We start from the raw sequence: 25,943 nt of genomic DNA, 5'->3' as shown, positions 1-25,943 counted from the left end.
GCTACTCCAAAGAGCGAGACCTATAAGCAACAGCCTCAGATACGTCGTCTTTTGTTACCTTTTCATGATGGGCAATGTCTGCGATAGTCCTTGCTACTCTGCAGGTACGAGTTATTGCTCTTCCGCCTAAATGAAGCCCGCGTGCATATCTATGCAAAAGTTGTAGCGCCAACTCATCAAAACTTTCTATGTACTTTTGGCGAGAAGTGCCTTCTGCTTTACGGGTTTCTCGCCAAGAAGCAAAATCTCTACCAGAAACAACAAGCGAGCGCATGCCTGACGAAGTAAGTCCCAACTCTCCTTGAATTACTCGACCAGAAGAAGGACGAGCGACATCACAAACAATATCTATTCGATCCATCAAAGGACCTCCAATTTTTGATTGATACGTAGTAATCTTTCCTGGAGAGCACTTGCAAGTATGAGTTTTATCACCAAAATAGCCGCAAGGACAGGGATTAGCTGCAGCGATAAGCTGGAACTGAGAAGGAAACTTATAAATGCCATCAACTCGTGCAAGACGTACATATCCATCTTCGATAGGCTGACGTAAAACCTGCAACGTATTTGAAGCAAACTCGGGTAACTCATCTAAGAAAAGCACACCTTTGTGGGCAAGAGAAATCTCACCTGGGATGACAGGTCTGCCGCCTCCAATCATGCCTGCTACAGAAGCTGAGTGATGAGGAGACCTAAAGGGTCTTACACCCGCTTGGATAGAATCTGTTTCACATCCCGCCACTGAATGTATAAGCAACACCTCATCGCGTTCTTCTTTAGAGAGCTCAGGGAGAATAGTTGGAATTCTTTTAGCAAGCATAGTTTTACCTGCACCCGGCGGACCAATCATGAGCATTCCCAGGTTCCCTGTGGCTGCGATTATGATTGCTCGTTTGACTAATTCCTGATCAATAACCTCTTCAAAGTCTAAATTATCGCTGAGCATTGCTGTTTCAACAGTATGCTGGTGCTGGGCTAATGGCTTACAGAATGATTGATCTCTTAAACTGAGATTAAGCAATGATTGAATTCCAATAACATGACTCCAGTCAGATCCAAATAAATTGCAATCTGAAGAAGAAATAAGCTTCATTCCCAGTTTCTTAGCAAGCATTGCATATGCCGCCATACCTCTCACAGAAGAAATCTTGCCATTTAATGAAAGCTCTCCGACAAAAAGCCTGTTATGCACAATCTCTTGAGGAATCTGTCCAGTAGCTGCAAGAATAGCAACGGCTATGGGCAAATCAAATCCAGTACCTGTCTTCTTTATATCTGCAGGCGTCAAATTGATTGTCACTAACAATCGCGGGATGGTAAATCCAGCGGCTTTTAGTGAGCATCGCACACGAGAGCGAGATTCCATAATGGAACTGTCGGGCATGCCTACGATGGTTATTCCAGGTATGCCTCCCAAAATCCCCACTTCTACATCTACAGGTATTGCCTCAATTCCTCTAAGAGTTGCTGTATGAACGCAAATGGTTGCTTGACTCATTGCTCGTCCCAGCTAAATGCCCCAATTAAATGCCTTAGACTTGCTGTACTTGGAGCTACCAAATTAATAGCAACAACATCAAATCTAATAGAGGTAAGTGCTGGATGAAGCGCTGCATACATAAGCGCAAGCGTCCTATATTTTTCCTGCTTTGCTCTATTTACAGCCAGTTCGGGCATGATGCTATCGTCTTTATTCAAGACGCGCCTTGTTTTTACTTCAACAAGCACAACGTTATCGCCATCTTGAGCAACAATATCAACCTCACCAATCTGACACGTCCAGTTGGTTTGAATAATTTTGTAGCCTCTTTTGATGAGGTATTTTGCAGCAATCTCCTCGCCTTTCTCGCCAATTTGACGAGAAGACATCTCTTCTAGCGGAATTCTGCTTTCTTGCGCGTCGTCTTCTTTAGAAACCTTGTCCTGATCTTTTGACTCTTCCTGTAATGAGGGTTTCTCCTCTACCTCATTAGACGCAGAACCTTGATTCTTACTTGCATCTTTCTTGCTCATAGCTCTCCTTTCGTTGTGGGAGAGTTCAGTTTGCAGGAGCACTTTGACACTAACTTGACTGCTGTCTGTCTAAACGGCGTAATAATTCTGACGAAAGTAAAAAATTTGATGTTACTGTCTCACAGCTATAGAAAAAGCCCGTTCAATCCTCTTAGAATGAACGGGAGTGTATTTATATCTGAAAGTTAATCTGATTGCTTAAATGAGGTGCATTAAAACAGTCTCTGCGTCTTAACAAAGTTTCCACAAAACGATGCACGATGTATAGGAGAAAGTCCCTTCTCGCCAATAGCCTTAATGTGTTCAGCAGAGGCATATCCTTTACATTCTGCCAGATAATAGCCTGGATATTCCTCATCATAGGCTACCATAAGAGCATCTCTCGTTACTTTTGCCACAATTGAAGCGGCAGCAATAGACGCAATGCGAGCATCACCTTTGACAAGAGTCTTCTCTTTGGGATGAATGTGCATAGGATTTCCATCAATCAACACGCAGTCAGGTTCAATACCTGTGTTTTTAACAGCTTGCAGCATAGCGTCTCTTAGGCACTGCGCCATACCAACTTCATCAATTCTTTGAGGCGAAATGTGAGCAATGCCAATGGCTGTAGCTACTTCTTGAATTTGTTCAGCAAGAATCTCTCGCTTTGTTGCAGTGAGTTTCTTGGAATCATTAAGACCATAGATGATAGGTTCATCTGGTAAACATACAGCACAGACCGTTAGAGGTCCAGCTACAGAGCCTCTGCCAACCTCATCTACGCCAACAACAAGTCCACCCCCAGAAAATTCTTTCTGAAAGCGATACATTTCTTCTACACGGATTTTCTCAACATGTTCTTTTTCAATGCGCTTTTTAGCTGATTCCAAAGCCTTAATAACCTGTTTACGAGGATCTTCACTATAACGAGCTATGAGTTCGTATGCTTCAGCTTCTGGTGCGTCACTTAAACGAGCAATTATATCTTTAGCAGAATCAGCCATGTTTTCTCCAAACCACATGACAATGGTACTAAAAAAGCCGCCCGAAGGCGGCTTCAAAGAGCATATGAAGTTGATTAGCGCTTCTCGCGAAGACGAGCAGCCTTACCAACACGATCGCGCAGGAAGTAAAGCTTAGCGCGGTGTACAACACCGTGACGAAGAACCTCAAGCTTAGCAATCTTTGGTGAGTGAAGTGGGAAAGTACGCTCAACACCAACACCAAAGCTAATTTTACGAACAGTAAAAGTCTCACGGGAACCCTCGCCAGAAAGACGAATGATGTCGCCCTGGAAGACCTGCTCACGAGTACGATCGCCTTCGACAATGCGATAGTGAACCTTTACATTGTCACCAACGCGAACCTCAGGAATGTCCTCGCGAATCTGCTGACGCTCAATAGCGCGAATGTAGTCCATTGTTTCCTCATCTCTAGAGGTGCCGACGCACTTGCGAACGACACATAGTTAACACACAGACGGAAAGTATACGTGAATACTTTCCACTGTACAAGGGTTAGTTTGAATAAAACTTACTTTACATATCTTCTTTTACCCCAGGAACGAGGTAGACGAAGATCTTCAAACACTCTCGTTGCATATCTATCAGTCATACCTGAAACATAATCTGCAACTTGAATCTCTGGGTGATCACAATCATGACACTTATACTCTGCAGGAACCTCATCCATATGATTTACAAAGTAATCAAATAACTCAATGATGAGATCATACGCTTTAGGTTCTTCATATTTTGCGTCACCTGATGCGTAAAGATTAGCAAACAGAAAAGCTCTCATGGTCATCATGGCACTCCACATAGAGTCAGTCATCTTAATGTCCCCTACTCGAGAACTCTCAGAGACAATATCATGAACCATATGTTCAATACGCTCAGGCGAACTATTGCCCAACACCTCGCGAGCCTCAGTTGGAAGATACTCCTCCGAAAGCAGGCCGGCGCGTTTTGCGTCATCAATATCGTGTGTTACATAGGCAATACGATCTGAGATAGCAACAATTCTTCCTTCTGCCGTTTCTGCACGTAGGTTACCTGAGTGACATCTAATACCATCAACAACCTCATACGAAAGATTAAGACCCTGTCCGTCTTTCTCTAAATACTCAACAATGCGAGCACTTTGCTGGTTATGAGCAAAAATATACTCATTTTCTGGAGCATCAGGATCCATTCCTCTGTACAGACTAATAGCAAACGAAAGCGCCTTTTCACCTATATGTCCAAACGGCGTATGGCCCAAATCATGTCCAAGCGCAATTGCCTCAGTTAGATCTTCGTTTAAGCCAAGAGGTCGTGCAATTGAGCGTGCAATCTGTGAAACCTCAAGCGTATGGATAAGACGAGTTCTATAGTGATCCCCCTCTGGGGCGAGAAAAACCTGTGTCTTGTGAGCAAGTCTTCTGAAGCTCTTACTATGAAGGATACGATCTCTATCGCACTGATAACACGTACGATACTGGTCAGGCTCCTCTGCCACCGCACGGCCTTTACTTTGATCAGAAAAAGCCGCTTCAGGAGATAAGATTTGATGCTCACGAGCTTCCAGATCTTCTCGTTGAATGGATAACATAGAGCCTCCTTGTACCTGCATCTTTACCACATAATAGCAGGTTGTTACTATCTAGCAAAAGAGGGCGACCGAAGCCGCCCTCTTAAGTTTGTTGCATTATGTCTAGAAGAAAACCTACTTGGTAGCAATCTTCTGTGGACCACCGTTAGCCTGAATCTTAGCCTGTGCTGCAGCAAGACGTGCAATTGGCACGCGGTATGGAGAGCAAGAGACATAATCAAGGCCAAGGTTGTAATACATGTGAATGGACTCTGGATCGCCGCCAGTCTCACCACAGACACCAATGGTGAGGTTAGGATTACCCTTACGGCCGCCCTCGACACCCATGCGGACAAGCTCTGCAACGCCCTTATCAAGAGTTGCAAATGGGTTGGTCTTAACAATCTTACGCTCAAGATAAAGAGGCATAAATGCGGACTCAACGTCATCACGGGAGAAGCCAAGGCAGGTCTGAGTAAGGTCATTAGTACCAAAGGAGAAGAAGTCTGCGTGCTTAGCAATCTCCTCAGACATGATAGCTGCACGTGGAAGCTCAATCATAGTACCAACTGGAATGTTGAGCTCAACACCATACTCATCAGCAACCTGCTTGATAGTTTGCTCAACCTCTTCACGAACCTGGATAAGCTCCTCTTCAAAGCCAACCAGAGGAACCATAATCTCTGGACGAGGATCAAGACCAACGCGCTTCAACTCTGCAGCCGCGCTTGCGATTGCACGAACCTGCATAACATTGAGCTCTGGGTAGACAAGACCAAGGCGGCAGCCACGTAGGCCGAGCATTGGGTTTGCCTCCTGGAAAGCATCAAACTTAGCGAGAAGAGCACGCTTTGCAGCGGTGTCCTTACCCTGCTCCTCATCACGAGCAATCTCAACGTCAAGCTCACGTGGGGAGTCAAGGAACTCGTGCAGAGGTGGGTCAAGAAGACGAACGACAACGTCTTTGCCGTCCATTACCTTGAACATACCAAGGAAGTCGCCCTTCTGAGCACGTCCAAGCTGCTCAATAGCAAGCTGCTTAACATCCTCAGAGTCAGCAAGAATAAAGTCCTGAATGAGATGCTTACGCTCACCAAGGAACATGTGCTCAGTACGATCAAGACCGATTGCCTCAGCACCGTTATCAACGGAAGTCTGAGCATCAGTTGGGTTATCAGCGTTTGCACGAACACCAATGACGCGACCACGGGACTCGTCAAGACGAACCTCATCTGCCCATGCAAGGATAGTCTGAAGGTCACCAGAAAGCTCTGGCTGAACAAGCTCAACAGCACCAAGGATGACGTCACCAGTGGTACCGTCGATGGAGATAACATCGCCCTCATTAACAACAAGACCGGAATCTGCAACGGTAAAGCGCTTGTTAGCAGCGTCAATGCGAAGTGTATCAACACCGCAAACGCAAGGGGCGCCCATACCACGAGCGATAACTGCAGCATGGCTGGTCTTGCCGCCGTGGGAAGTTAGAATACCCTCTGCAGCAACCATGCCGTGGAGGTCATCTGGAGTGGTCTCCCAACGGACAAGAATACAAGGCTTGCCTGCTTCTGCAAAAGCCTCAGCATCTGCAGAAGAGAAGACTGCAGCACCAACAGCTGCGCCAGGAGAAGCGTTAAGACCCTTAGCAATGGTCTTGTACTCAGCGTTAGGATCAAACTGTGGATGCAGAAGCTGATCAAGCTGCTCAGGAGCAACACGAGAAACTGCCTGTTCCTTAGTAATACGACCCTCTTCGTACATCTGAATTGCAACCTTGAGTGCAGAGAGAGCAGTACGCTTACCAACACGAGTCTGAAGCATCCAAAGCTTACCATTTTCAATGGTGAACTCGATGTCCATCATGTCTGCGTAATGATCCTCAAGAATCTCAAAGACGTGGAAGAGCTCCTCGCCTGCCTCCTTGAGTGCAGAAACCTTAACAAGGTCAGCGATAGGCTCAGTGTTACGAATACCAGCAACAACATCCTCGCCCTGAGCGTTAATCAGGAAGTCACCGTAGCGCTCGTTGGTACCGTCTGCAGGATTGCGAGTAAATGCAACACCAGTTGCAGAAGTCTCACCCTTATTACCAAAGACCATGACCTGGACATTAACTGCAGTACCAAGCTCATCTGGAATCTTGTTCTGTTTACGGTAAAGGATTGCGCGGTCATTCATCCAAGAACCAAAAACTGCCTGCTCAGCAAGGCGGAGCTGAAGGTAAGGATCAGATGGAAAAACAGCATAACCGTTCTTAGAAACCTCTGGATGCTCCTTAACATCAACATTTGCAGCGAAGATGCCCTTAAACCAAGTTACAAGGTCACGAAGATCATTTGCATCCAGCTCTGTATCAAGCTTAACGCCCTTCTCGGCCTTCTTAGCAGCAATTGCATCCTCAAAGAGCTGTCCAGATACACCCATAACAACGCCAGAGAACATCTGAACAAAACGACGGTAAGAGTCCCAAGCAAAGCGCTCATTACCAGTCTGCTTAATGAGACCCTGAACGGACTCATCGTTAAGACCAAGGTTAAGAACAGTATCCATCATGCCAGGCATGGAGAACGGAGCACCAGAACGAACGGAAACAAGCAGTGGATCTTCTGCATCGCCGAGCTTCTTACCCATGCGCTCTTCAAGGGTAGCCATTGCAGCGTCAATCTCATCAGTGACACCCTCGGGCCAGACGTTGCCGTTGTTGGAATAAGCAACGCAAGTTTGGCAAGTAATTGAGAATCCTGGAGGTACAGGCAGGCCAATCTTAGACATCTCAGCAAGGTTTGCACCCTTGCCACCAACAATCCACTTTGCCTCTTCTACGGATGCGCCAGCCACCTCAGTAACATCGTTACCAGCGTGATCCTTTCCGAAGCTGTAAACATGCTTCTCGGACATAACACTCCAAACTCTCAAACTGTCACACGCAAAGCGTGCACCAACACAATTGAACGTAAAGACATCAAACAAAACAAAGTAAGGTTCTGTCCTCACATTCATAGTATGTTACCAACCTACGCGATTCATCTGAACAAAATAACGGTGAGCGGTCAATATCGACCGCTCACAGAACAATTTACCAACTTATGATTGCAAATTATGAAAAAATCACTAAAGAAAAATGAGCATCCAAAATAAATGCTCATTTAACATTTTGATATTTAAATGTGCCGACACTTTTTAGCGTGTAACTCCCTCAAAGAAAGCACCAATTGCGTGACTTGGCTCCTCACCGGTAAGCGTAGAAATAACGTTTACAGCTGGTCCAAGAAGATCAATAGATGGGATAAGACGCTGATCAAGCTCACGACGAATTTCTCTTCTGAGAGAACCATCTGCAAAGGTATGAAAGACTGCACGAGGGCGATCCTCATCTTCACGCTCATTGAAATACGTACGAACGTCTTCAACACTATGAATATTTGGAACCCTCACAATCTCAACGGAATCATCGCCAAACTGAGCAGCTGCAGCCTTAACTACTGCAGCACCAGTCTCACCGCGAGAGTCTGACAGAACATAGATGATAGGCAGACCATCACCAAGAGTGTTGTTGTTGTCAATATCAAGTGTACTCATGCTGTAACCCTTTCAGTCAAGTATTCAGAAAGATACAAACATTTATCTAGTTTAAGCGTACTCTACTTCTTACGAGAAAGCACACTAATATCGGCGACATTACTAAATACCTGGGAAAACTTGTTCAAAAGACGTAGACGATTTCGGCGAACGGTATCATTTTCATCCATGACAAGCACTTTGTCGAAGAAAATATCAATTGGCTCACGCAGTTGTGACAGAGCCGAAACAGCAGCTGCATAATCTGCACCAGCAAGTGCAGAAGCTACCTGCTTCTGTCCTTCTTCGCATGCGGCAAGCACAGACAGCTCTGGCTCAGTTAAAAGCGCAGTATCAACCTCTGTACCAAGAGAGGTGTCACTTAAGTGAGCTGCACGCGCATAAGCAGTGGCAAGATCCTCAAAAAGTTCAGGCTCGTTTTGACGCGCCTCATCAAGTGCGCGGGCACGAAGAAGGAACTCGTCAGGATCGATAACGCCAATTGCACTTACAGCCTCAATAGCATCTGCAGAGATCTTCTCGTCTTTAGCAATAGATGCAAGACGACCGATAAAATACTGCTCTATCTGAGACTGAACCGACTCATCAACAACAAGACCCTGTTGACGGTAAAGCTCCAAAGAACTTGCAATGAGCTTCTTGAGATTAAGGTTGGAAGTTGAGCGGACCAGTGCGATGACACCGATTGCAGCGCGACGAACAGCGTAAGGGTCGGAAGAGCCGGTTGGTGGTTCGTTGATGGCAAAGATACCGCAGATGGTATCAAGCTTATCAGCGATAGCTACAAAGCGACCAATCTGGCCACTTGGAAGCTCGTCACCGGCAAAGCGAGGACGATAGTGCTCTCGAATAGCTGCAACTACATCGCTTTTCTCGCCAGCAGCTTCTGCGTAATAGCCACCCATGACACCCTGCTGGCTAGTGAACTCAACAACTGCCTGGCTGACAAGATCTGCCTTTGCAAGATGAGCAGCACGTGCAGCAAGCTCTGCCTTCTCTTTGCTCGATGTCTCATCGAGCGCAATCTCTGCGGCAAGAGCCTCCATACGCTGGGTCTTCTGCAAAACTGTGCCAAGCTTCTCCTGGAAAACAACAGTCTCAAGACGCTGAGCAAACTCATCAAGGGAGTGTTTCAAGTCCTCTTCAAAGAAGAACTTAGCGTCGTCAAGACGAGCACGAACAACACGCTCGTTGCCGTCAATAACACGCTCTGCGCACGTTGGATCTGCATTAGACACCACGATAAACTCACGAGTCAGTTTGCCCTCAGCGTCATAAATTGGAAAATAACGCTGATTAGAAAGCATAGACTCAGTAATAATCTCTGATGGAACGTTAAGGAATTCCTTGTCAAAGGTACCCACAAGAACCTGAGGCCACTCAGTAAGGTTGATGACCTCCTCAAAGACTTTCTCTGGCATATCAACGTGTGATCCTGGACGAGCAGCCTCAACCTCTTTAATACCAGCGAGAATAACGTCTTTTCTCTGCTCCTGCAGCAAAACACCAGCATCTTTTAGAACCTGCTCATAATCTGCAGGAGATGCAACCTCATGACAGCCAGGTCCAAGAACGCGATGACCTTGAGTAGTGTTTGAGCTGGTTACATCAGCATAGGTTACTGGAACAATCTCTGATCCAAACAATACGCAAAGCCAACGGACAGGACGAACGTAACGCTCATGGAAAGAACCCCAGCGCTGACTGCGAGGCCAATCAAGAGCAGAAATCCAAGAGGTTGCCAACTCAGAGAGAATTTTTGTAGCAGGAACAGAAGGAATATTGAGCTCAGCAAATACGTACTCATGACCATCAGTATCTACACGACGAGTCAGCGCATTAGCATTAACACCGCACTTACGAGCAAATCCCTCAGCAGCTTTGGTTGGATTGCCCTCTGCGTCAAAGGCAATCTCTGCCTTAGGACCACGCTTAACCTCAGAAATCTCTTCTGTAGCCTCAGCAACATCCTTAACGTAGGCAGTTAAACGACGAGGCGTCGAGAGAATCTTAACCTCTCCAAATGACAAACCAGAGTCTTTGAGTCCAGAAACTACAAGCTTATTAAACTGAGCAATAGCTTTCTGCAACGGAGCAGAAGGCATCTCTTCAGAACCAATCTCAAAAAGGAAGTCTCTAACCTCAGCCATTTAAGCCACCTCCTCCTGAGTAGTTGACGCAGGTGCTTTCTTAGAAGCAACCTCCTCCAAATACGATTCGCAACATGCTTTGGCAACAGTACGAACGCGAAGAATATAGTTAGCTCGCTCAACAGCAGAAAGAGCACCGCGAGAGTCAAGCAAGTTAAATGCGTGGCTACACTTCATGACACAGTCATAAGCAGGAAGTGGAAGTTTTCGCTCAAGGCAGCTATGACACTCTGCTTCATACTCGTCGAACTTCTCGCGCATTAAGTCAATGTTAGCTACCTCAAAGTTATAGGTTGAGAACTCACGCTCATTTTCAAGGAATACCTGACCGTAAGTCATTGGAGTACCATCTGGAAGATAGCTCCATACCAGGTCATAGACAGAATCAACACCCTGGGCATACATAGCAATGCGCTCAAGACCATACGTAATCTCAACAGGGACTGGATCTACCTCAATGCCGCCTACCTGCTGGAAGTAAGTGAACTGAGTAACCTCCATACCATTGAGCCAAACCTCCCAACCAAGACCCCAAGCACCAAGAGTTGGGCTCTCCCAGTCGTCCTCGACAAAGCGAACGTCGTGATCTTTTGGATCAAGGCCAATAGCAGCAAGTGAACCAAGATAGAGATCTTGGGAGTCTGCAGGAGATGGCTTAAGCAAGACCTGGAACTGATAGTAGTGCTGCAAGCGGTTGGGGTTCTCGCCATAGCGTCCATCAGCAGGACGACGACAAGGTTGTGGATAGCAAGTACGCCAGGCATCGGGGCCAAGTGAGCGCAGAATAGTTGCGGTGTGGAAGGTACCAGCACCCACCTCAGAGTCGTATGGCTGCATGATCGTGCAGCCCTTTTCTGCCCAATAGTGTTCAAGGGTCAAAATCATATCTTGAAACGTTAGTGGTGTTGCGCTCATGATGTTCTTTCTCTCAAATGTTCGACGTTTGTACTATAGCCCGCGAGCATGGTCAAAGGGCCAAAAAATAAACATTGCCTTAGAGGTCACAGTAGAGACCGAAACAGCTCCAAAATATCTGGAATCCAGCGAGTTTGTTCTGTTGTCTCCCATAACAAAAATATGACCCTCAGGAACAGTATACGGATAATTCTGAATCACGGCACCCGTGCGATCTGCAAGAGAATACGTTGGCTTGCCTTCAGTATAAGGTTCGTCCATCAGCTGTCCATCAACATATACGGCACCATCGCGCAAATCTACCGTTTGACCTGCTGTAGCAATAACACGTTTGACTAAAAGCGTATCGGGATTCTGAGGGCTGGTGAAGGTAACTACATCGCCTACTTGAGGAGTGCCTCCAAAACGATAGGTAAGCTTCTCTCCTACCAGTCGATCTCCTAGCTGAATGGTGTTAAGCATAGAACCTGTTGGAACTTCATACACCTCAGCAACAAAAGTCCTGATAAAAAAGGCGATTGCAACTGCAACTGCAACAATTACCAGGTACTCAAAAAGTTCAAGTACTTTAGAATGTTCACTACTCATCTTCATCACCAGATTGCTGATTAAGCGCTGCTAAATACGCTCTGTCCTCATCAGTAAGTTGAGCGTTCTCTAAAAGATCCGGACGCCAAGCATACGTACGAGCAAGTGCAGAGTGTCGTCTCCAGACTGCAACTGCCCCGTGATCTCCAGACAGAAGCACAGACGGAACTTCTCGCCCCTCAAAGTTTGCTGGTCGCGTGTACTGAGCATACTCTAAAAGGCCATCGTCGGAAAAGGACTCATCCTGAGAGCTCATCTCATCGCCAAGCGCGCCGGGAAGCAAGCGAACAACCGAATCAATCACGGTAAGCGCAGGAAGCTCTCCGCCAGTCAGTACATAATCTCCCATAGAAATAACGTCATCTGCCAGCTCATAGACGCGCTCATCCATACCCTCATAGCGACCACAAACAAACAAAATACGCTCTTTTTGAGCAAACTCTTGGGCAATTACTTGAGAATATGATCTACCCACTGGCGAGAAAAACACCACATATGGCTTGACGTCAGCCTGATTAGAAATCTCACGAACTGCCTCAAAAATGGGGGCAGGCTTCATAAGCATGCCTTGTCCGCCGCCAAACGGGGCATCGTCAACCGTACGATGTCTATCATGTGTCCAGTCGCGCAAATCATGTGTATAAAACTCAAAAATGTTTGCCTTTTGCGCTCTACCCATAATTGAAGCGTTTAAATAGGGCGAGAAGACCTCAGGAAATACTGAGAGCGTTTCTAGACGCATGCTACTCACCTAACCTAAGAAGTCCCTGAGGAATAGAAACAGTAATAGAGCCTTCAACTGGAGCCTCGTGAATAAATTCATCAACAGCAGGCATCATAATTTGGCCATAAGACCCTTCTATTACCCACACATTTTGTGTAGGTCCAACAAGAACTTCTGTAATTTCACCCAGAGAACCATGCTCTTTATCACGTACTTCCCTACCAACAAGCAGAGAAGTATTTACCAGACCAAAGTTTTCTGGAAGACAATCTTCTTCTACCAGAAGCGTTTTACCAACAAGTTCTTCTGCATCAGAGATGGTAGTTACGTCTTCAAAGGTTACAAGACTACCTTCTCTATCATCTGACTCAACAGAGATAACCGAGAACTTCCTTGGGCCTTTGAGCGCAGGTGGAACAGGAACAACTGTCATGCCTTCAGCTATAAGAGAAGGAAGGCTGTGAACGGGAACCGTCACAACCTTCCCTCTTTTACCATGCGTTTTAACAATTTGAGCAATTGCTCGCCAGTGTTTACGCAAAATTAGCCTACAACCTCGACATCAACAGAGGTACCAACACGCTGGCCAAGAGCACGAGCCAAAGTACGAATAGCCTTAATGGTTCTACCCTTGCGGCCGATGACACGCCCAGCGTCTTCCTCAGAACAAGAGACCTCAATCAAGGCTCCATCCTCGCGATCGGTGACGTCGAGTGCGACAGCATCTTCATTATCGACAAGACCACAAACGATATACTCAACAAGGTCAGCAACCTTATCAGAAGGCATCTCTTGAATGTCTTTATCGACAGCGTCTACCTCAGTGGGCTCTGTAAATTCAGACACGATTTACTCAGCCTCTGAAGCCTCGGACTCCTCAGCAGCAGCTGCGGTAGCAGCCTCAGCAGCGGCCTCTGCAGCTGCAGCAGCCTTTGCCTGTGCCTTCTTGGAGAGCTTGGTCTTCTTCTCTACAACTGGAGCGCCAGTACGAGCAATCTCAATGAGGTGAGAAACTGCATTTGTTGGCTGAGCGCCCTTTGCTACCCACTCATCAACCTTCTCGAGGTTAATGTCAATCGTCTTAGGGCTAGTCAGTGGGTTATAACGACCGACTTCTTCAATGTAACGACCATCGCGAGGCATACGACCATCAGCGACAACTACGCGATAGTACGGACGCTTCTTGGCACCGTGACGGGCCAGACGAATCTTAACTGCCAATGAAAACTCCTCCATACGAGCGGTGCCTCGGATGTTAGATGGGCTGCACCGCAAAGCCACAAATCGGGTTACAAGTGTACAACAACGCATTAACCTCGAAAAGTATAAATTTGTTCTCTTCAAAAAGTACTCGTAATTTATTTATGAAACACTTGTTCTATTTTTCAAAAAAGTATACACTATTTCCATGGGAATATCAAAGAACATATCAGCTAAAATCGCACGTAAATCATGTGATTTTGAGTGGCATGGTAAAGCCATTGGTCTTCTTGACCTTGATGCATTCTTTGCGTCTGTGGAACAACTTGATCATCCTGAGTGGCGTGGAAAACCAGTAATTGTAGGTGGTTCTCCTCACAAACGAGGCGTTGTTTCAACTGCATCTTATGAGGCTAGAAAGTATGGTGTGCATTCTGCCATGGCTTCAGCTACTGCCGTCAAGCTTTGCCCACAAGCAATTTGGACTCCTGGACGCTATAACAGATACTCTGAAATGAGCTCTCTTGTTATGGGATTTCTCAAAGACGAGACTCCCCTTGTTGAACAAGTTTCTATTGATGAGGCATTTTTTGATATTACTCCTGGAAGATTTTCTAAAGAAAACCCTTTGGAGATTTGTAAGCGGATACAAAAGAAAGTTGCGGCACTAGGTATTACTTGCTCCATTGGCCTGGGAACAAACAAAACAATTGCCAAAATTGCCTCTGAGCAAGAAAAACCTCGCGGCCTTACTGCAGTGTTCCCTGGTACAGAAAGCCATTTTCTAGCACCACTACCTATTGAGGCTATGAGCGGCATTGGCCCTGCTATGGCAAAAACGCTTCATCAGCAAGGAATCAGAACTCTTGGAGAGCTCTCAAGAGCAGATAGTACCTATCTAACTTCCTTTGTTGGCAACACAGCTTCAAAGATGATTCTACGAGCGCAGGGAAAAGAAGTTTCGGAAGTTCATGAAGCAGCCCACCCTCGAGATGTTAAGTCTGTTTCTAACGAGAGAACCTTTGAAACGGACTTGTTTGATAAACAAGAAATAGAAGAGGCAATCAGACACATCTCTGGTGTTGTAGGAAGACGTCTTCGTAAAAAACAGTTACAAGGTTTTACCGTAACGCTTAAAGTGAAAGCATCTGCAACAGAGTCACATACAGTTCAAAAAAGAATGTCCATACCAACTGATGATGAGCACCTATTTGCAGAAATTGCTGTTAACCTTCTTCCAACAATTTGGAAGGAAGGTCAACCAGTAAGACTACTTGGCGTTGGTATTAGTTCTTTTACTGACGAAGACAATAGCAAGCCTGTTCAAACGTCTCTTTTTGATCAATCTGAAGATACATTTAACACTGGAGCATCTGTCCCAACAACAAAAAAGAAACCTCGGAGTGACTTACGTCATCTTTCCGAGGTAACTGATAAACTCAAAGATAAATTTGGTGCTAGTGTAGTGCAATATGGTAGAGATTTACGCTTTGAACATCGCGTTTCAGACACCATGCCTACAGGGAAAAACGAACAAATATAGAACGCCAAAACTACTCAGTAGGATCAACCGATTCTGGAAGATTATCTACCAGGTCATCCTCAGAAAGTTCAAAGGCTGGAGCCAATGCATCTTCTGGAAGATCGGCACAAGGAATCTCAGAAGTCATAGCTCCTTCAATATCAAGCTCTATACGAGGAGCATCTGCCCAAAGTCTCTCAAGACGATAGTAAGACCTTACCTCAGGCTGAAATACATGAACAACAACTGAACCATAATCAATAAGAATCCAATTGAGACCGTCACGACCCTCAGTTGAAATAGGACGAACGCCACAATTTGCTGTGACCTTCTCGCGAACTTCATCAACAATTGCGTCAGCCAAACGAGCATTTCCGCCAGTGCAGATAACAAAGTAATCGCAAACATCACTCAATCCAGTAAGGTCAAGGACAAGAATATCTTCAGCTTTCTTTTGATCTGCAGCAATTGCAGCAGTCTTTGCAAGCTCAAGTGAAGTTACAGCCATGAATTTCTCCGTTTTCTCATGTAGCCAAGCTACTTAGATGTCTTTTCAATCATCTCATTGTATAGGGCAATTGAGTTTGGATACAAATACCTTCTTGATGAAATTACATACATCATAACGTTACAAAACGCCGACTCATAAAGCTCATCGAGAGAACCACCGCGTAAATATACGTTTCGTGACTCTTCAACTGCTGTAAAGTTTGGACGCAGCGGTTCAATAAGGTCTGCTACATACAAAATTTTATCCAGCTTGCTCATCTGTCGGTCACCTGCGGTGTGCTTCTGAATAGCACTGAGAATCTCATTAGAGAGCCAAGGATAGATTGCTGGTAGAGTTTTTGCGGCGAGAGGACCATGCAAGAGTCCTACAATTTTCTGATAAGGCGCTTCTACTTGAATACGAAAGCGCTCTGCCAGTTCAAGGGTATCTGCGTCAGAGAGTAACTTCTCCCAATCATGCAAAATACCTGCAACACGAGCGCTAAACATATCTGCACCATAAACCTGTGCAAGCGTTTCTGCACAATGTCCAACAGAGATAGAGTGTGCAAAACGTTTAGGATTCTTGTCATACATATGAGACTTCAGATCAGACTCCAGCTGATTAATAAGCGTCTGTTGTTCTAGGGTATAAAGAATATCTTTTGATATAAGTGTTCTTTCCATTATTTCCTACACAGTTCTAAGTCAAGCTAATATTTATCTGCATGGTAACGCCTTGTCGATAGCGTATGTCAATCTGAATAACAGGTAGCTTTAGCTTTAATCACTTAATTGAGCGGTATTGAATCAGCACCGTAAAGACCATGCTTATGAATGTAGCCCGTTACTGAATCAGGCGTAAGATATCTGAGGCTCTGACCGTTTTGAACTCTACTACGCAAATAGCTTGATGAAATTGCCAGTGCTGGAACCTCAAGATAGGTCACCTTGAAATCATAAGGTGAGTCTGTAATAACCTTTTGAGCGCGACTCAACTCATAACCAGGGCGTGTTGCAGCAACAAAGTGGGCAAGTTCTGATACACTCTTTGCGTCTTTCCAGGTAACGATATCGGCTATTGCATCTGCACCAGTAATAAAGAAAAACTCAACGTTAGAAGGATATACCTTACGTAGTCTTCTTAAGGTATCAGCGGTATAGGTGATGCCCTCATAATCCACTTCAAAACGAGAAGCTACAAAATGAGGGTTATCTGAGGTTGCCAAAAGCGTCATCGAGTAACGGTCTTCTCCCCTAGTAACTCCCTTATTTTGTTTAAACGCAGGGCGTCCAGCAGGCATAAAGACAACCACATCAAGATGCAGGTCATCGTATGCCTGCTCAGCAGCTACCAAGTGGCCATTATGAATGGGATCAAAGGTTCCGCCCATGATTCCCAAACGATAGGTACGGTTTTTGTCCTGTCCCAAACGAGGCAAACCAGGATGCATGTTATTTAAAACGTCAACTGCCATACACTACTCAGTTTCTGAAGAAGCCTCAGTTAAACGAGACGCATCAGATGGAGCGTCTTCAAACTCAACATCGTCAAATTGCTGATCCAAGGCATCCTCGTTAGGGATCTTTATACCATCTGTATTTGGCTTGGTTGAATCCTCATAAGTAAAGGTTAGCTCAAGAATGCGAATCTCGTCTCCATCAACAGCTCCAGCCTTTGCCAGCTGCAACTCAAGACCCATACGATCAAGACGACGCTGTAAGTATGCCACAGCCTCATCATTGTCCCAGTCAGTCTGGATGACCATACGCTCAATCTGGCCGCCAGAGACACGCCAGGCATGACGTTCTTCTCGCTCAATACGCAACTTACTATCACGACGAAGCCGCTGGTTCTCCCAAGACTCACTGCGATCAACCGTAGGTGTAGTGATAGCAATTTCTTTGCGGAGCTCGGCTACCTCTGCAGCGCAGGTTGTAACAAAGTCATCAAGATTTAAACCAGTTACGGTAGAAATAGCAAAGAAAGTCCTGTTATCAGCTTCAGCGGCCTTTCTGAGAGCCTCAATAGCATCTTCAGTACCAGGCATATCACATTTGTTTGCTACCACAATCTGAGGACGATCAGCTAGCTTTGAGGCATACGCTTTGAGCTCCTTATTAATAGCGTAATAGTCCTCTACAGGGTCTCTACCTTCATAACCACCAGTAACATCAACCATATGAACAATGAGCGCTGTACGCTCAATATGACGAAGGAATTGATGGCCAAGGCCCTTGCCTTCAGAGGCACCCTCGATAAGACCAGGAACATCTGCGCAGACAAATGACTGACCGTTTTGCGCACGCACAACGCCCAAATTTGGAACAAGCGTGGTAAAAGGATAGTCGGCAATCTTTGGGCGAGCGGCACTAATTCGTGCAATAAGAGAGCTCTTACCAACAGAAGGCATGCCAACCAAGGCCACATCTGCCATGAGCTTCATCTCTAGCTCAATCCAGTGCTCTTGGGCTGGTTCGCCCTTCTCGGCAAATGCAGGTGCACGTCTAACAGAGGTGACAAAATGAATGTTGCCGCGACCACCATTGCCACCAGGAGCAACAACTACCTGCTCGCCTGGAGAGGTAAGATCAGCAATCTCATAAAGAGGTTCTTGTGTTTCTGGATCAAGCTCGCGTACGACAGTTCCCAAAGGTACCCTGAGCAGCAAATCCTGTCCGTCAGAACCATGACGGCGAGCGCCTTTACCATGGGTACCTCGCTCGGCCTTAAAGTGATGTTTATAGCGGTAATCAATCAGAGACGAAAGTTGTGCGTCTGCAACAATGACAACATTGCCTCCATGACCACCATCGCCACCATCAGGGCCACCTTTTGGTACATATGCTTCTCGGCGAAAAGACATGCAGCCCGCGCCGCCGTCTCCGCCCTTTACGTTGATGTGACAAAGATCAGTGAAAGTTTCCACGTGTCCTCCTTCTAATACCTTAATGTTACGGCATTTACCAGCGAAGCACAGTGAAAACGCGAGAAGTTCTTGCTAGAACACGAGGATAACAACAATTATCGCTACACCAAAAGCCATCAATGCAAAGTCAGCTGGAGCTAAAGAGTAACGTTTAAATGCAGATGAAGCATTCCTTAAATAGAAACCCCGCTGCTCAGCCGCTAATGCAGAAGCGTCTGCTTTTTTAACGGAACTCACCAACAAAGGAACAATTAAAGGCATGGTGAGCTGGAGCTTCTTAAGCGGATTTTTGGTATCAAACTCAACACCACGAGCCATCTGAGCTTCCATGATATGGTTCATCTCGGAAGCAAATACGGGCACAAAGCGCAAAACAGTTGCAATGGTAAACGCATACGGATATGGAACATGTACAACTTCTACAAGTGCGTTCATAAGGTCTTCTACACGCATAAGTGAAAGCATAGAAAGCAGCGGCAAAGCCAGCGCTATTGTTTTTAGAGCAACGTTAAAACCGCGCTCTAAACCACCTACCGTGATGAATAAAAAGAGTTGTTGACCAGCAGGAGCAACAAGCGTCTGAACAATACACAAAATAAGGCCTAAGACCGAAAAGCCAAATACCAGCTTAAAAGTCTTCTGAGCATTCTGTGAGACAACTCCCACAAGAATTGTGAGTACCAAAACTGCAAGTACCTCAAATATTCCGTGTGCAGCAAAGGCAGCAATAAAGAGTTCAAGAGCAAATATAAGTTTGGCTACGGGATTTGCCTTATGAAGGAAACTTGTTCCTTCGGTGTAATCAATAACACTACCCACGAGAAACCTCCTTACCATTCAGCGTTGCTGCAATTCGAGAAGTTTCAAACTGATACCGCAATGCATCAAGCACCTCTGAAGCACTGCTTAGCCCAGCAAATGACGGGTCCACATGCGTACCTACTAGCTTTGACAGTTGGATTATCTGAGGAGCCTCAACATATGCTTCTTTTAGAACCTCATCTGTCGAGAAGATCTGTGTGACTTCCCCATCATCTAATACGCTGCCATGCGCCATGACGACAATTCTGCTGGCAAAATCCAGCACAACCTCCATATCATGGCAAACCATAAGAACTGCACAGCCCTTCTCGCACAGAGACTGAACCATGTTCATGACCTGCATGCACTCTTTGTAATCCAGACCTGACGTTGGTTCATCAAGCACAAGAATATCTGGCTCACAAGCAACCACGGAAGCCAGGGCGACCATCTGACGCTGTCCACGAGAAAGCATGAACGGTGACGCATCTGCATCCAATCCCATATGATTAATTACTTCAAGTGCTTTCTTGCGAGCTTCTTCTGTAGACGCGCCTTTGAGCTCAGGGCCAAAAGCAACCTCCTCAAGAACACTCTCTTTACAAATCTGGTAATCAGGATTTTGGAACAGCGTTGAAACATGCTGAGCAATCTGCGATGTTTTCCAACCCTTGCATGAAGCGCCTTTAATTTGAATGTCTCCAGATCGTGGACGTAAGAGACCATTTACCAGCTTAGTTAGAGTTGTCTTACCAGCACCATTTTGACCTACAAGGGCAACAAGCTCGCCAGGATACAAACTAAGAGAGACACGCTCAACACCATCAGTACTTTCCTGGTATTTAAAGGTGGCATCAATAACATCCAGAACGGACTGAGTACTTGGCGGCTCCGCGTCTTGAAGAACACCAATCCTTTCAAATGGCCCACTAGATTCAGCAACTACAGGACCATCAATTTTTGGAAGATATGTTTTTCCTGCCAGCTCAACAGCATCAGTAGCGGATGTTTCAAAGCTCTCTGTAAGAGAAATACTACGATGCTGAAGAGCGCCCACACAATGTGCAAGCTGTTTAGCAGCTGACTGAACCGATAACGCAGTCTCATCGCAGACGGCTCTGTCAGCCTCACTAATCAAGTGAGCATACTCAGGCTGCTGTGAAAGCTCATGGACGCCCTTTGAAACGCGTACACAACGAGGGACATCAACACCAACCTCTTGTAACAAATCTACCTGTGAGAATACTTCCTCACCACTACCAAATGCACAAATAGTACCCTTGTCCATAATGGCAATCTTTGAACAATACTTGGCGAGAAGACCAACTTTCTGTTCAATCACCACAACGGTAATGTCTTTAGTTTTATTGAGCTCTGAAAGCGTCTGGAAGATTAACTCAGACGACGTTGGATCTAAGGCTGCTGTTGGCTCATCAAGCACCATAACCTGTGGTTGTAATGCTAGAAGAGCTGCAATAGCAACTTTTTGCTTCTGTCCGCCAGAAAGAGAAGCAATCTCTCTAAAGCGAAGGTTGGCAATACCAACAGTTTCTAGGGCATACGTAATTCTCTCTGGAATCTCTGCATGAGGAACGGCAAAGTTCTCAAGACCAAAGAGAAGCTCATCCTCAACAATTGAAGCGACCATCTGTGCATTGATATCTTGAGTGATTGATCCCACAATCTTAGAGATATCAGTTAACGCAACCGTGCAGGTATCCATTCCAGAAACAAGAATCTTTCCAAAAAAATTGCCCCTGAAATGGTGAGGGATGGCACCAGAAAGCGCAAGAGCAAGTGTAGACTTACCTGCACCGGAAGGACCAACAATACCTACAAAGTCACCCTCTTGAACGCTTAAAGACAGCTCATTAAGAGCATGCGCTGAACTATCGGGATAGCTATATGACACAGATTGAACTTCAATAATAGACACAGTGTTCTCCAGGAAATTTGTGCGTATCTAAGAACTTATCGACCCAATACCTTCTTAAGAGGAGCCGCAAGGACCTGAACAACAATAGCATTAAAGAATGCGGTTCCCACGATGACTGGAAGCATTACGTAGAAAAGCTCAATAGTTGCACCCTTAGCTGGAATAGCAATAGCAGCAAAAATGAGACCAGAAATTAGAGTTGTTACAAAAGAGCCAATAGCAGGCATTATCGGCTTGTCAGCAAAAGCGGATTTAGTGAATGCAAACATGACAAGTGAAGCAACACCCTCTGCAACAAAATCTGCACCTGGTACAGAAGTGGTCAGCTGAATGACGGTTGCTGCAATAAGACCAATAACAAAACTTTGAACAGCGTTTGGCTTAAGCAAAAGAATAGCAAGACAAAACGAAGCAATAATAAACTCTGGACCAATACCAATGGCACTGATTGCCTTGCCAACGGTCAGATTAAGGATAAAGCCTGCAGCAATAAGAACAGCAACAAGAACCAAAGAAGCAACATCCAAAACGCCTGCAGATTTTGAAACAGCAACAACACGTGGTGCCTGACCAGTAGATCCTGTCTCTGTGTCTGCAGCGTTTACCTCATTAAAATTTTCTGTAGACATACAAACTCCTTTACAACAAACCTAAAAATACAAACAACACTTTCAACTAAACGAATTTCTCGCCATCCGGATTAAGTAAGAAACATACGCACAAAAAAACTCTCGGTCACCCGAGAGCCTCTAAATGCGTATGCAGAAGCAACTCATCGCTGACCGGAGAAAGACAAGTTGTTCCACCACCACTGCTGTGTGCATGTAGCGCGCATGATATGTCCTCCTCCCAAAAGCATGAATTGCAATATAAGCAGAATACCATCACTTTGCTCGTTTGTGTCAAGAAATAAATTTAGAAACAAATTTGAAACGGTAAGCGGTAGCTGCAACTATTGCGAGAAACAAAAAGGGACCTCAAAGGGCCCCTTAAATGAACTATGAATGTTCAAGAAAAAATTATGCCTCAGCAGCAACGACGTTAACGACGTGCTTAGCGCCCTTCTTGAACTCAACAACGCCATCGCAGAGTGCAAAGAGCGTGTCATCCTTGCCGCGACCAACGTTTACGCCAGGAGTGATATGAGTACCACGCTGACGGATGATAATCTGACCAGCCTTGATTGCCTGACCACCGTAAATCTTAACGCCAAGGCGCTGTGCTTGTGAGTCGCGACCGTTGCGGGAAGAGCCGAGACCTTTCTTGTGTGCCATAAATGCTACCTGCCTATCTCAATTTCAGAAGTGACCAATTACTCTGCAGACTCGTCGGATGCCTTAGCAGCAGCCTTACGAGCGGTAGGGAGCGAGGTAACCTTTAGTTTAGTAAGGTTCTGACGGTGACCATTGGCGCGGTGATAACGCTTACGCTTATGGAACTTAAATACAAGAACCTTCTTGTCCTTGTACTGCTCAAGAACCTCACAGGTAACCTTCTTAGAGGAAAGAGTGGCAGCGTCAGCAACAACCTTCTTGCCGTCGTTAAGCATAAGAACATCAAGCTTTACCTTATCGCCAGGCTGCGCATCAAGCTTCTCGACGCTGATTACGTCGCCCTTGGCAACCTTATACTGCTTGCCACCAGTTGCTACGATTGCGTACATGTGTGTAACCCTTCATTGCTGATTCTTGCAACGATTAATACTATCTTTGCATTTCTGAAGATCCGAGCAAAGATCTTCGCCGCCGTGACCTGTGACATCCGCGGGAAACTGTCAGTGCCCCATGTCCCTCGGCGAGAAACACAACTCGAAATAGTCTACTGCATATTTTAGAAAATTCCAAGACAAAACTACATGTTATAGAGGCTTCACAAGGAGTCCATCATCTGAAACGTGTGCTTGTGAAACGCGACAAACCTTCAAAGAGTCAATATCTCTCAATCCATCTAGACCAGCTTCAGCGGCAATTCTTTGTGTTTCGTAGATCAAAACCGCAGGTCTAAGAGCTGCTCGTGGATCTTGTAGCGTATCAAGCTCAAATGAAATACATGAATCAGACGAGCTCTTAGAGATATTGTAGCCAGCAAACGTTGTCTCTAAGTTAACCACTTTTTGCTTATCTCCACGCATGTAGATCAACTCTTTTTTGGCGAGAAGATCTTCAAACCCCCAGCGCAACACATCGGACTTAAGACCGTCTCCTAAAATATCGCACCTCCAGTGAGCGGCATTTAACCATGCTTCAAGAGCTGGTAGCGACCGATCAACGTAGCTGGCAGCAAACGGAGCAAGCGCAGGAGGTGTGGCCGACAACAGCCTCTCTAAAGCCTCATCCGGGTCAACATATTCTGTAAGCTTCAAGTCAAAGTACTCCGCCTCAGACGAAGCGCCAACGGGAAGCGCCTGAGAAAACTGCACGCCCATACGCTTTGCAAAGCCGTTACCTACCCTGAACGGCAGCTGAGCTCGACGAATACAACGTTCAATGGTACCAATAAGCTCAAGGTGTCCCAAAAACGCAAGACGATCATCTTTCTTATAGGCAACACGAAGCCTAAAAATCTCTGCTCCACGCTCCGTCATAATCTCTGGCTGAATCTGCGGCCTACCAGCACGCCAATCTTTCTTCACTAGCTCAACTACCTCAGGAGCTACGCCCGATACCTGCATATTCGTCATGAGCGCACCCCCATCAAAACGTTGTCGACCTTTAAAGTCTGGCATACCGCACATCCCGTACAAGAGGTAAATGTGCAGTCAGGTGTAGTGACCTCGTCCATCGCTCGACGATATTCTCGCTGTAAGTAGCCCTTAGACACACCAGGAGATGTGTGATCCCAGGGAAGTTTTGCCTGAATATCAAAGGTTTCTGTTGCAATCTCCGATAGCGAGAAACCCAAACTTTCTGCTGCTGCATTCCAAGCGTCAAGGTTAAACTCACTGGTCCACGCATCAAATTTGCAACCATTTTTCCAGGCCTGATAAATCAAATTAAAACCATCGCGGCCCATCTTTGAAAGCGCACCTTCAACAAGAGAGGTCCCAGAATCGTGATAGGCAATCTTGAGTCCTCTATCGTGGTTTGAAAAGAGCAATAACTGCTGCCTACGCTGGGCCTCCTCACGAGAAATCTGACCCACCCACTGAAACGGCGTATAGGACTTGGGAACAAATACAGCAACAGAGGCAGAAACAGTAACACCCTTTCCACCAATTTCTCGGCCGATATCTAAAATACGCTTAGCAACTGCAGGAATAGCTTGAATATCCTGATCAGTTTCAGTTGGAAGGCCCATCATAAAGTAGAGCTTCATGCGGCGCCATCCGTTTTCAAATGCGTTTCTTGCTGCGGACTCAAGGTCATCCTCAGTAACATTTTTGTTTATGACGTCACGCATACGCTGAGAGCCCGCTTCTGGCGCAAACGTCAGTCCACCACGTCTAGAGGTAGAAACTGCGTCTGCCATCTCCGCGCCAAACGCATCCATACGCTGCGATGGAATAGAGATACGCACGCCACGTTTACGTAGGTCAGAATTCATACGACGCAGAATATAGCCACATTGAGAGTGGTCAGTTGTAGAAAGCGATGTGAGCGAAACCTCATCATAGCCGCTCTTCAAGAGACCTTCCTCGCCCGCTTTCACAATCTGCTGAGCAGGACGTTCACGAACAGGACGATACGTCATTCCTGCCTGGCAAAACCTACATCCACGAGCACAACCACGTTGAATCTCAAGCGCCAACCTGTCCTGAACAATCTCGGTATACGGAACAATGCGCTGAGCAACAGGGTCAGTCACCGAAAGATCTGGCAAACAGCGTTTATAGACTACACTTGGGGCGCCGCTACCTTCTTTAGGAACCGCATAACCCCAGCGTGTAGCTGTGTCGTCGTGCACAATCTGATAAAGCAATGGTACGTAAACGCCCTGAATCTGCGACAACCTATGCAAAATCTCTTGGCGAGAAACCCCATCAAGCTTGGAAGTTCTTACGCATTCGCACATCTCTACCAGTGCTTCTTCACCATCACCCAAAAGAATTGCATCAAAAAGAGGAGCCATAGGTTCTGAGTTCCAAACGGAAGGACCTCCACCAAAGATGAACGGGTCCTCCTCATCACGCTCTTCAGCAAGCATTGGAATACCTGCTAAATCAAGCGTTTCTATAATATTGGTAGCAATCATTTCATGCGCAAGAGTAAAGCCAACCACATCAAAAGATGCTAATGGCGTAGCACCCTCCAAAGAAAGCAGAGGCACATTACGCTTACGCATAAGAGCGGCCATATCAGTCCAAGGCAGATATGCACGCTCACAAGAAATATAAGGTGCCTTATTCAAGGCGTTGTACAAAATGGCAATGCCAAGATTAGGCTGGCCAACCTCATACACGTCAGCGTAGACCATACAAACGTGAAAAGGACCTTCTTGCTCCTCTACTGCTCCCCACTCATGATTCAAATATCTTGAGGGTTTCTCGACATGCGGAAGCATGGGCTCAATAAGATGGAAGAGATTTTCTCGTTTAACACGCACG

The 25,943-nt window shown here is 45.9% G+C and carries 26 protein-coding genes; 1 reads left to right on the top strand and 25 read right to left on the bottom strand.

All coding sequences use genetic code 11. The annotated features are described in order from the left end of the window. Position 1: 1 nt before the first annotated feature. The 14 genes from APAR_RS03600 to rpsP form a co-directional block, all read right to left on the bottom strand. Positions 2-1,498 (bottom strand): YifB family Mg chelatase-like AAA ATPase, encoded by a 1,497-nt coding sequence (locus tag APAR_RS03600; RefSeq protein WP_012808787.1) that lies wholly within the window; start codon positions 1,496-1,498, stop codon positions 2-4. Continuing rightward, the gene (locus APAR_RS03595) at positions 1,495-2,013 is read right to left on the bottom strand and encodes a YraN family protein (protein ID WP_012808786.1); all 519 of its coding nucleotides are present in this window, start codon (positions 2,011-2,013) and stop codon (positions 1,495-1,497) included. Before APAR_RS03595 ends, APAR_RS03600 begins: the two co-directional genes overlap by 4 nt. 212 nt (positions 2,014-2,225) lie before the next feature. Beyond that, a complete protein-coding gene (locus tag APAR_RS03590; RefSeq protein WP_012808785.1) occupies positions 2,226-2,999 on the bottom strand; it encodes a ribonuclease HII in 774 nt (257 codons plus the stop codon). 74 nt (positions 3,000-3,073) lie between these two features. Then, complete coding sequence (gene rplS, locus APAR_RS03585) at positions 3,074-3,415, bottom strand: 50S ribosomal protein L19 (RefSeq protein WP_012808784.1); 342 nt, start codon at positions 3,413-3,415, stop codon at positions 3,074-3,076. A gap of 113 nt (positions 3,416-3,528) precedes the next feature. Beyond that, the gene (locus APAR_RS03580) at positions 3,529-4,587 is read right to left on the bottom strand and encodes a deoxyguanosinetriphosphate triphosphohydrolase (protein WP_012808783.1); all 1,059 of its coding nucleotides are present in this window, start codon (positions 4,585-4,587) and stop codon (positions 3,529-3,531) included. 114 nt (positions 4,588-4,701) lie between these two features. After that, positions 4,702-7,464, bottom strand: a complete 2,763-nt coding sequence (gene ppdK / locus APAR_RS03575; RefSeq protein ID WP_012808782.1) for a pyruvate, phosphate dikinase — start codon at positions 7,462-7,464, stop codon at positions 4,702-4,704. A gap of 282 nt (positions 7,465-7,746) precedes the next feature. Then, the gene (locus APAR_RS03570; RefSeq protein ID WP_012808781.1) at positions 7,747-8,145 is read right to left on the bottom strand and encodes a kinase/pyrophosphorylase; all 399 of its coding nucleotides are present in this window, start codon (positions 8,143-8,145) and stop codon (positions 7,747-7,749) included. A 62-nt stretch (positions 8,146-8,207) separates the two neighbouring features. Beyond that, the gene (gene glyS / locus APAR_RS03565; protein ID WP_012808780.1) at positions 8,208-10,295 is read right to left on the bottom strand and encodes a glycine--tRNA ligase subunit beta; all 2,088 of its coding nucleotides are present in this window, start codon (positions 10,293-10,295) and stop codon (positions 8,208-8,210) included. Beyond that, positions 10,296-11,210, bottom strand: a complete 915-nt coding sequence (locus tag APAR_RS03560) for a glycine--tRNA ligase subunit alpha (protein ID WP_012808779.1) — start codon at positions 11,208-11,210, stop codon at positions 10,296-10,298. 33 nt (positions 11,211-11,243) lie between these two features. Further along, on the bottom strand, positions 11,244-11,798 hold the full coding sequence (gene lepB, locus APAR_RS03555; RefSeq protein ID WP_012808778.1) for a signal peptidase I: 555 nt from the start codon (positions 11,796-11,798) through the stop codon (positions 11,244-11,246). After that, positions 11,791-12,540 (bottom strand): tRNA (guanosine(37)-N1)-methyltransferase TrmD, encoded by a 750-nt coding sequence (gene trmD, locus APAR_RS03550; RefSeq protein ID WP_012808777.1) that lies wholly within the window; start codon positions 12,538-12,540, stop codon positions 11,791-11,793. Before trmD ends, lepB begins: the two co-directional genes overlap by 8 nt. 1 nt (position 12,541) lies before the next feature. Next, positions 12,542-13,063, bottom strand: coding sequence for a ribosome maturation factor RimM (locus APAR_RS03545; RefSeq protein WP_041654059.1), 522 nt, complete (start codon positions 13,061-13,063; stop codon positions 12,542-12,544). Positions 13,064-13,065: 2 nt separating this feature from the next. Next, positions 13,066-13,311 (bottom strand): KH domain-containing protein, encoded by a 246-nt coding sequence (locus tag APAR_RS03540; protein ID WP_081433531.1) that lies wholly within the window; start codon positions 13,309-13,311, stop codon positions 13,066-13,068. A gap of 60 nt (positions 13,312-13,371) precedes the next feature. Beyond that, positions 13,372-13,743 carry a 30S ribosomal protein S16 gene (gene rpsP, locus APAR_RS03535; protein ID WP_041654056.1) on the bottom strand — a complete coding sequence of 124 codons (372 nt, stop codon included), beginning with the start codon at positions 13,741-13,743 and terminating at the stop codon, positions 13,372-13,374. A gap of 187 nt (positions 13,744-13,930) precedes the next feature. On the opposite strand from rpsP, the gene dinB reads away from it, so the two are divergent. Beyond that, positions 13,931-15,265 carry a DNA polymerase IV gene (gene dinB / locus APAR_RS03530; RefSeq protein ID WP_012808773.1) on the top strand — a complete coding sequence of 445 codons (1,335 nt, stop codon included), beginning with the start codon at positions 13,931-13,933 and terminating at the stop codon, positions 15,263-15,265. Between the two features lie 10 nt (positions 15,266-15,275). Here the strand turns inward: dinB and rsfS are convergent, their stop codons facing one another. The 11 genes from rsfS to APAR_RS03475 all read right to left on the bottom strand — a co-directional run bounded on the left by rsfS (position 15,276) and on the right by APAR_RS03475 (position 25,942). Continuing rightward, a complete protein-coding gene (rsfS, locus tag APAR_RS03525) occupies positions 15,276-15,752 on the bottom strand; it encodes a ribosome silencing factor (protein ID WP_012808772.1) in 477 nt (158 codons plus the stop codon). Positions 15,753-15,781: 29 nt separating this feature from the next. Continuing rightward, positions 15,782-16,420, bottom strand: a complete 639-nt coding sequence (gene yqeK / locus APAR_RS03520; protein ID WP_012808771.1) for a bis(5'-nucleosyl)-tetraphosphatase (symmetrical) YqeK — start codon at positions 16,418-16,420, stop codon at positions 15,782-15,784. 104 nt (positions 16,421-16,524) lie between these two features. Then, positions 16,525-17,211: a nicotinate-nucleotide adenylyltransferase gene (gene nadD, locus APAR_RS03515; RefSeq protein WP_012808770.1), complete on the bottom strand. Its 687-nt coding sequence runs from the start codon at positions 17,209-17,211 to the stop codon at positions 16,525-16,527. Positions 17,212-17,214: 3 nt separating this feature from the next. Continuing rightward, positions 17,215-18,663, bottom strand: coding sequence for a GTPase ObgE (gene obgE, locus APAR_RS03510; RefSeq protein WP_012808769.1), 1,449 nt, complete (start codon positions 18,661-18,663; stop codon positions 17,215-17,217). 72 nt (positions 18,664-18,735) lie between these two features. Then, positions 18,736-19,482 (bottom strand): energy-coupling factor transporter transmembrane component T family protein, encoded by a 747-nt coding sequence (locus APAR_RS03505; RefSeq protein ID WP_012808768.1) that lies wholly within the window; start codon positions 19,480-19,482, stop codon positions 18,736-18,738. Further along, on the bottom strand, positions 19,475-21,400 hold the full coding sequence (locus APAR_RS03500) for an ABC transporter ATP-binding protein (RefSeq protein ID WP_012808767.1): 1,926 nt from the start codon (positions 21,398-21,400) through the stop codon (positions 19,475-19,477). Before APAR_RS03500 ends, APAR_RS03505 begins: the two co-directional genes overlap by 8 nt. A 35-nt stretch (positions 21,401-21,435) precedes the next feature. After that, entirely contained in the window at positions 21,436-22,029 is a 594-nt protein-coding gene (locus APAR_RS03495) for a hypothetical protein (protein WP_012808766.1), read from the bottom strand. 390 nt (positions 22,030-22,419) lie between these two features. Continuing rightward, positions 22,420-22,674, bottom strand: a complete 255-nt coding sequence (rpmA, locus tag APAR_RS03490) for a 50S ribosomal protein L27 (protein ID WP_012808765.1) — start codon at positions 22,672-22,674, stop codon at positions 22,420-22,422. Between the two features lie 38 nt (positions 22,675-22,712). Further along, positions 22,713-23,063 carry a 50S ribosomal protein L21 gene (gene rplU, locus APAR_RS03485; protein ID WP_012808764.1) on the bottom strand — a complete coding sequence of 117 codons (351 nt, stop codon included), beginning with the start codon at positions 23,061-23,063 and terminating at the stop codon, positions 22,713-22,715. 195 nt (positions 23,064-23,258) lie between these two features. Then, a complete protein-coding gene (locus APAR_RS03480) occupies positions 23,259-24,080 on the bottom strand; it encodes a TIGR03936 family radical SAM-associated protein (protein ID WP_169302137.1) in 822 nt (273 codons plus the stop codon). Then, positions 24,077-25,942: a TIGR03960 family B12-binding radical SAM protein gene (locus APAR_RS03475; RefSeq protein ID WP_012808762.1), complete on the bottom strand. Its 1,866-nt coding sequence runs from the start codon at positions 25,940-25,942 to the stop codon at positions 24,077-24,079. The genes APAR_RS03480 and APAR_RS03475 overlap by 4 nt, the downstream gene beginning before the upstream one ends. Position 25,943 lies beyond the last annotated feature (1 nt).

The organism is Lancefieldella parvula DSM 20469 (assembly GCF_000024225.1).
Taxonomy (GTDB): domain Bacteria; phylum Actinomycetota; class Coriobacteriia; order Coriobacteriales; family Atopobiaceae; genus Lancefieldella; species Lancefieldella parvula.
This window is presented reverse-complemented; position numbering and strand designations above follow the sequence as displayed.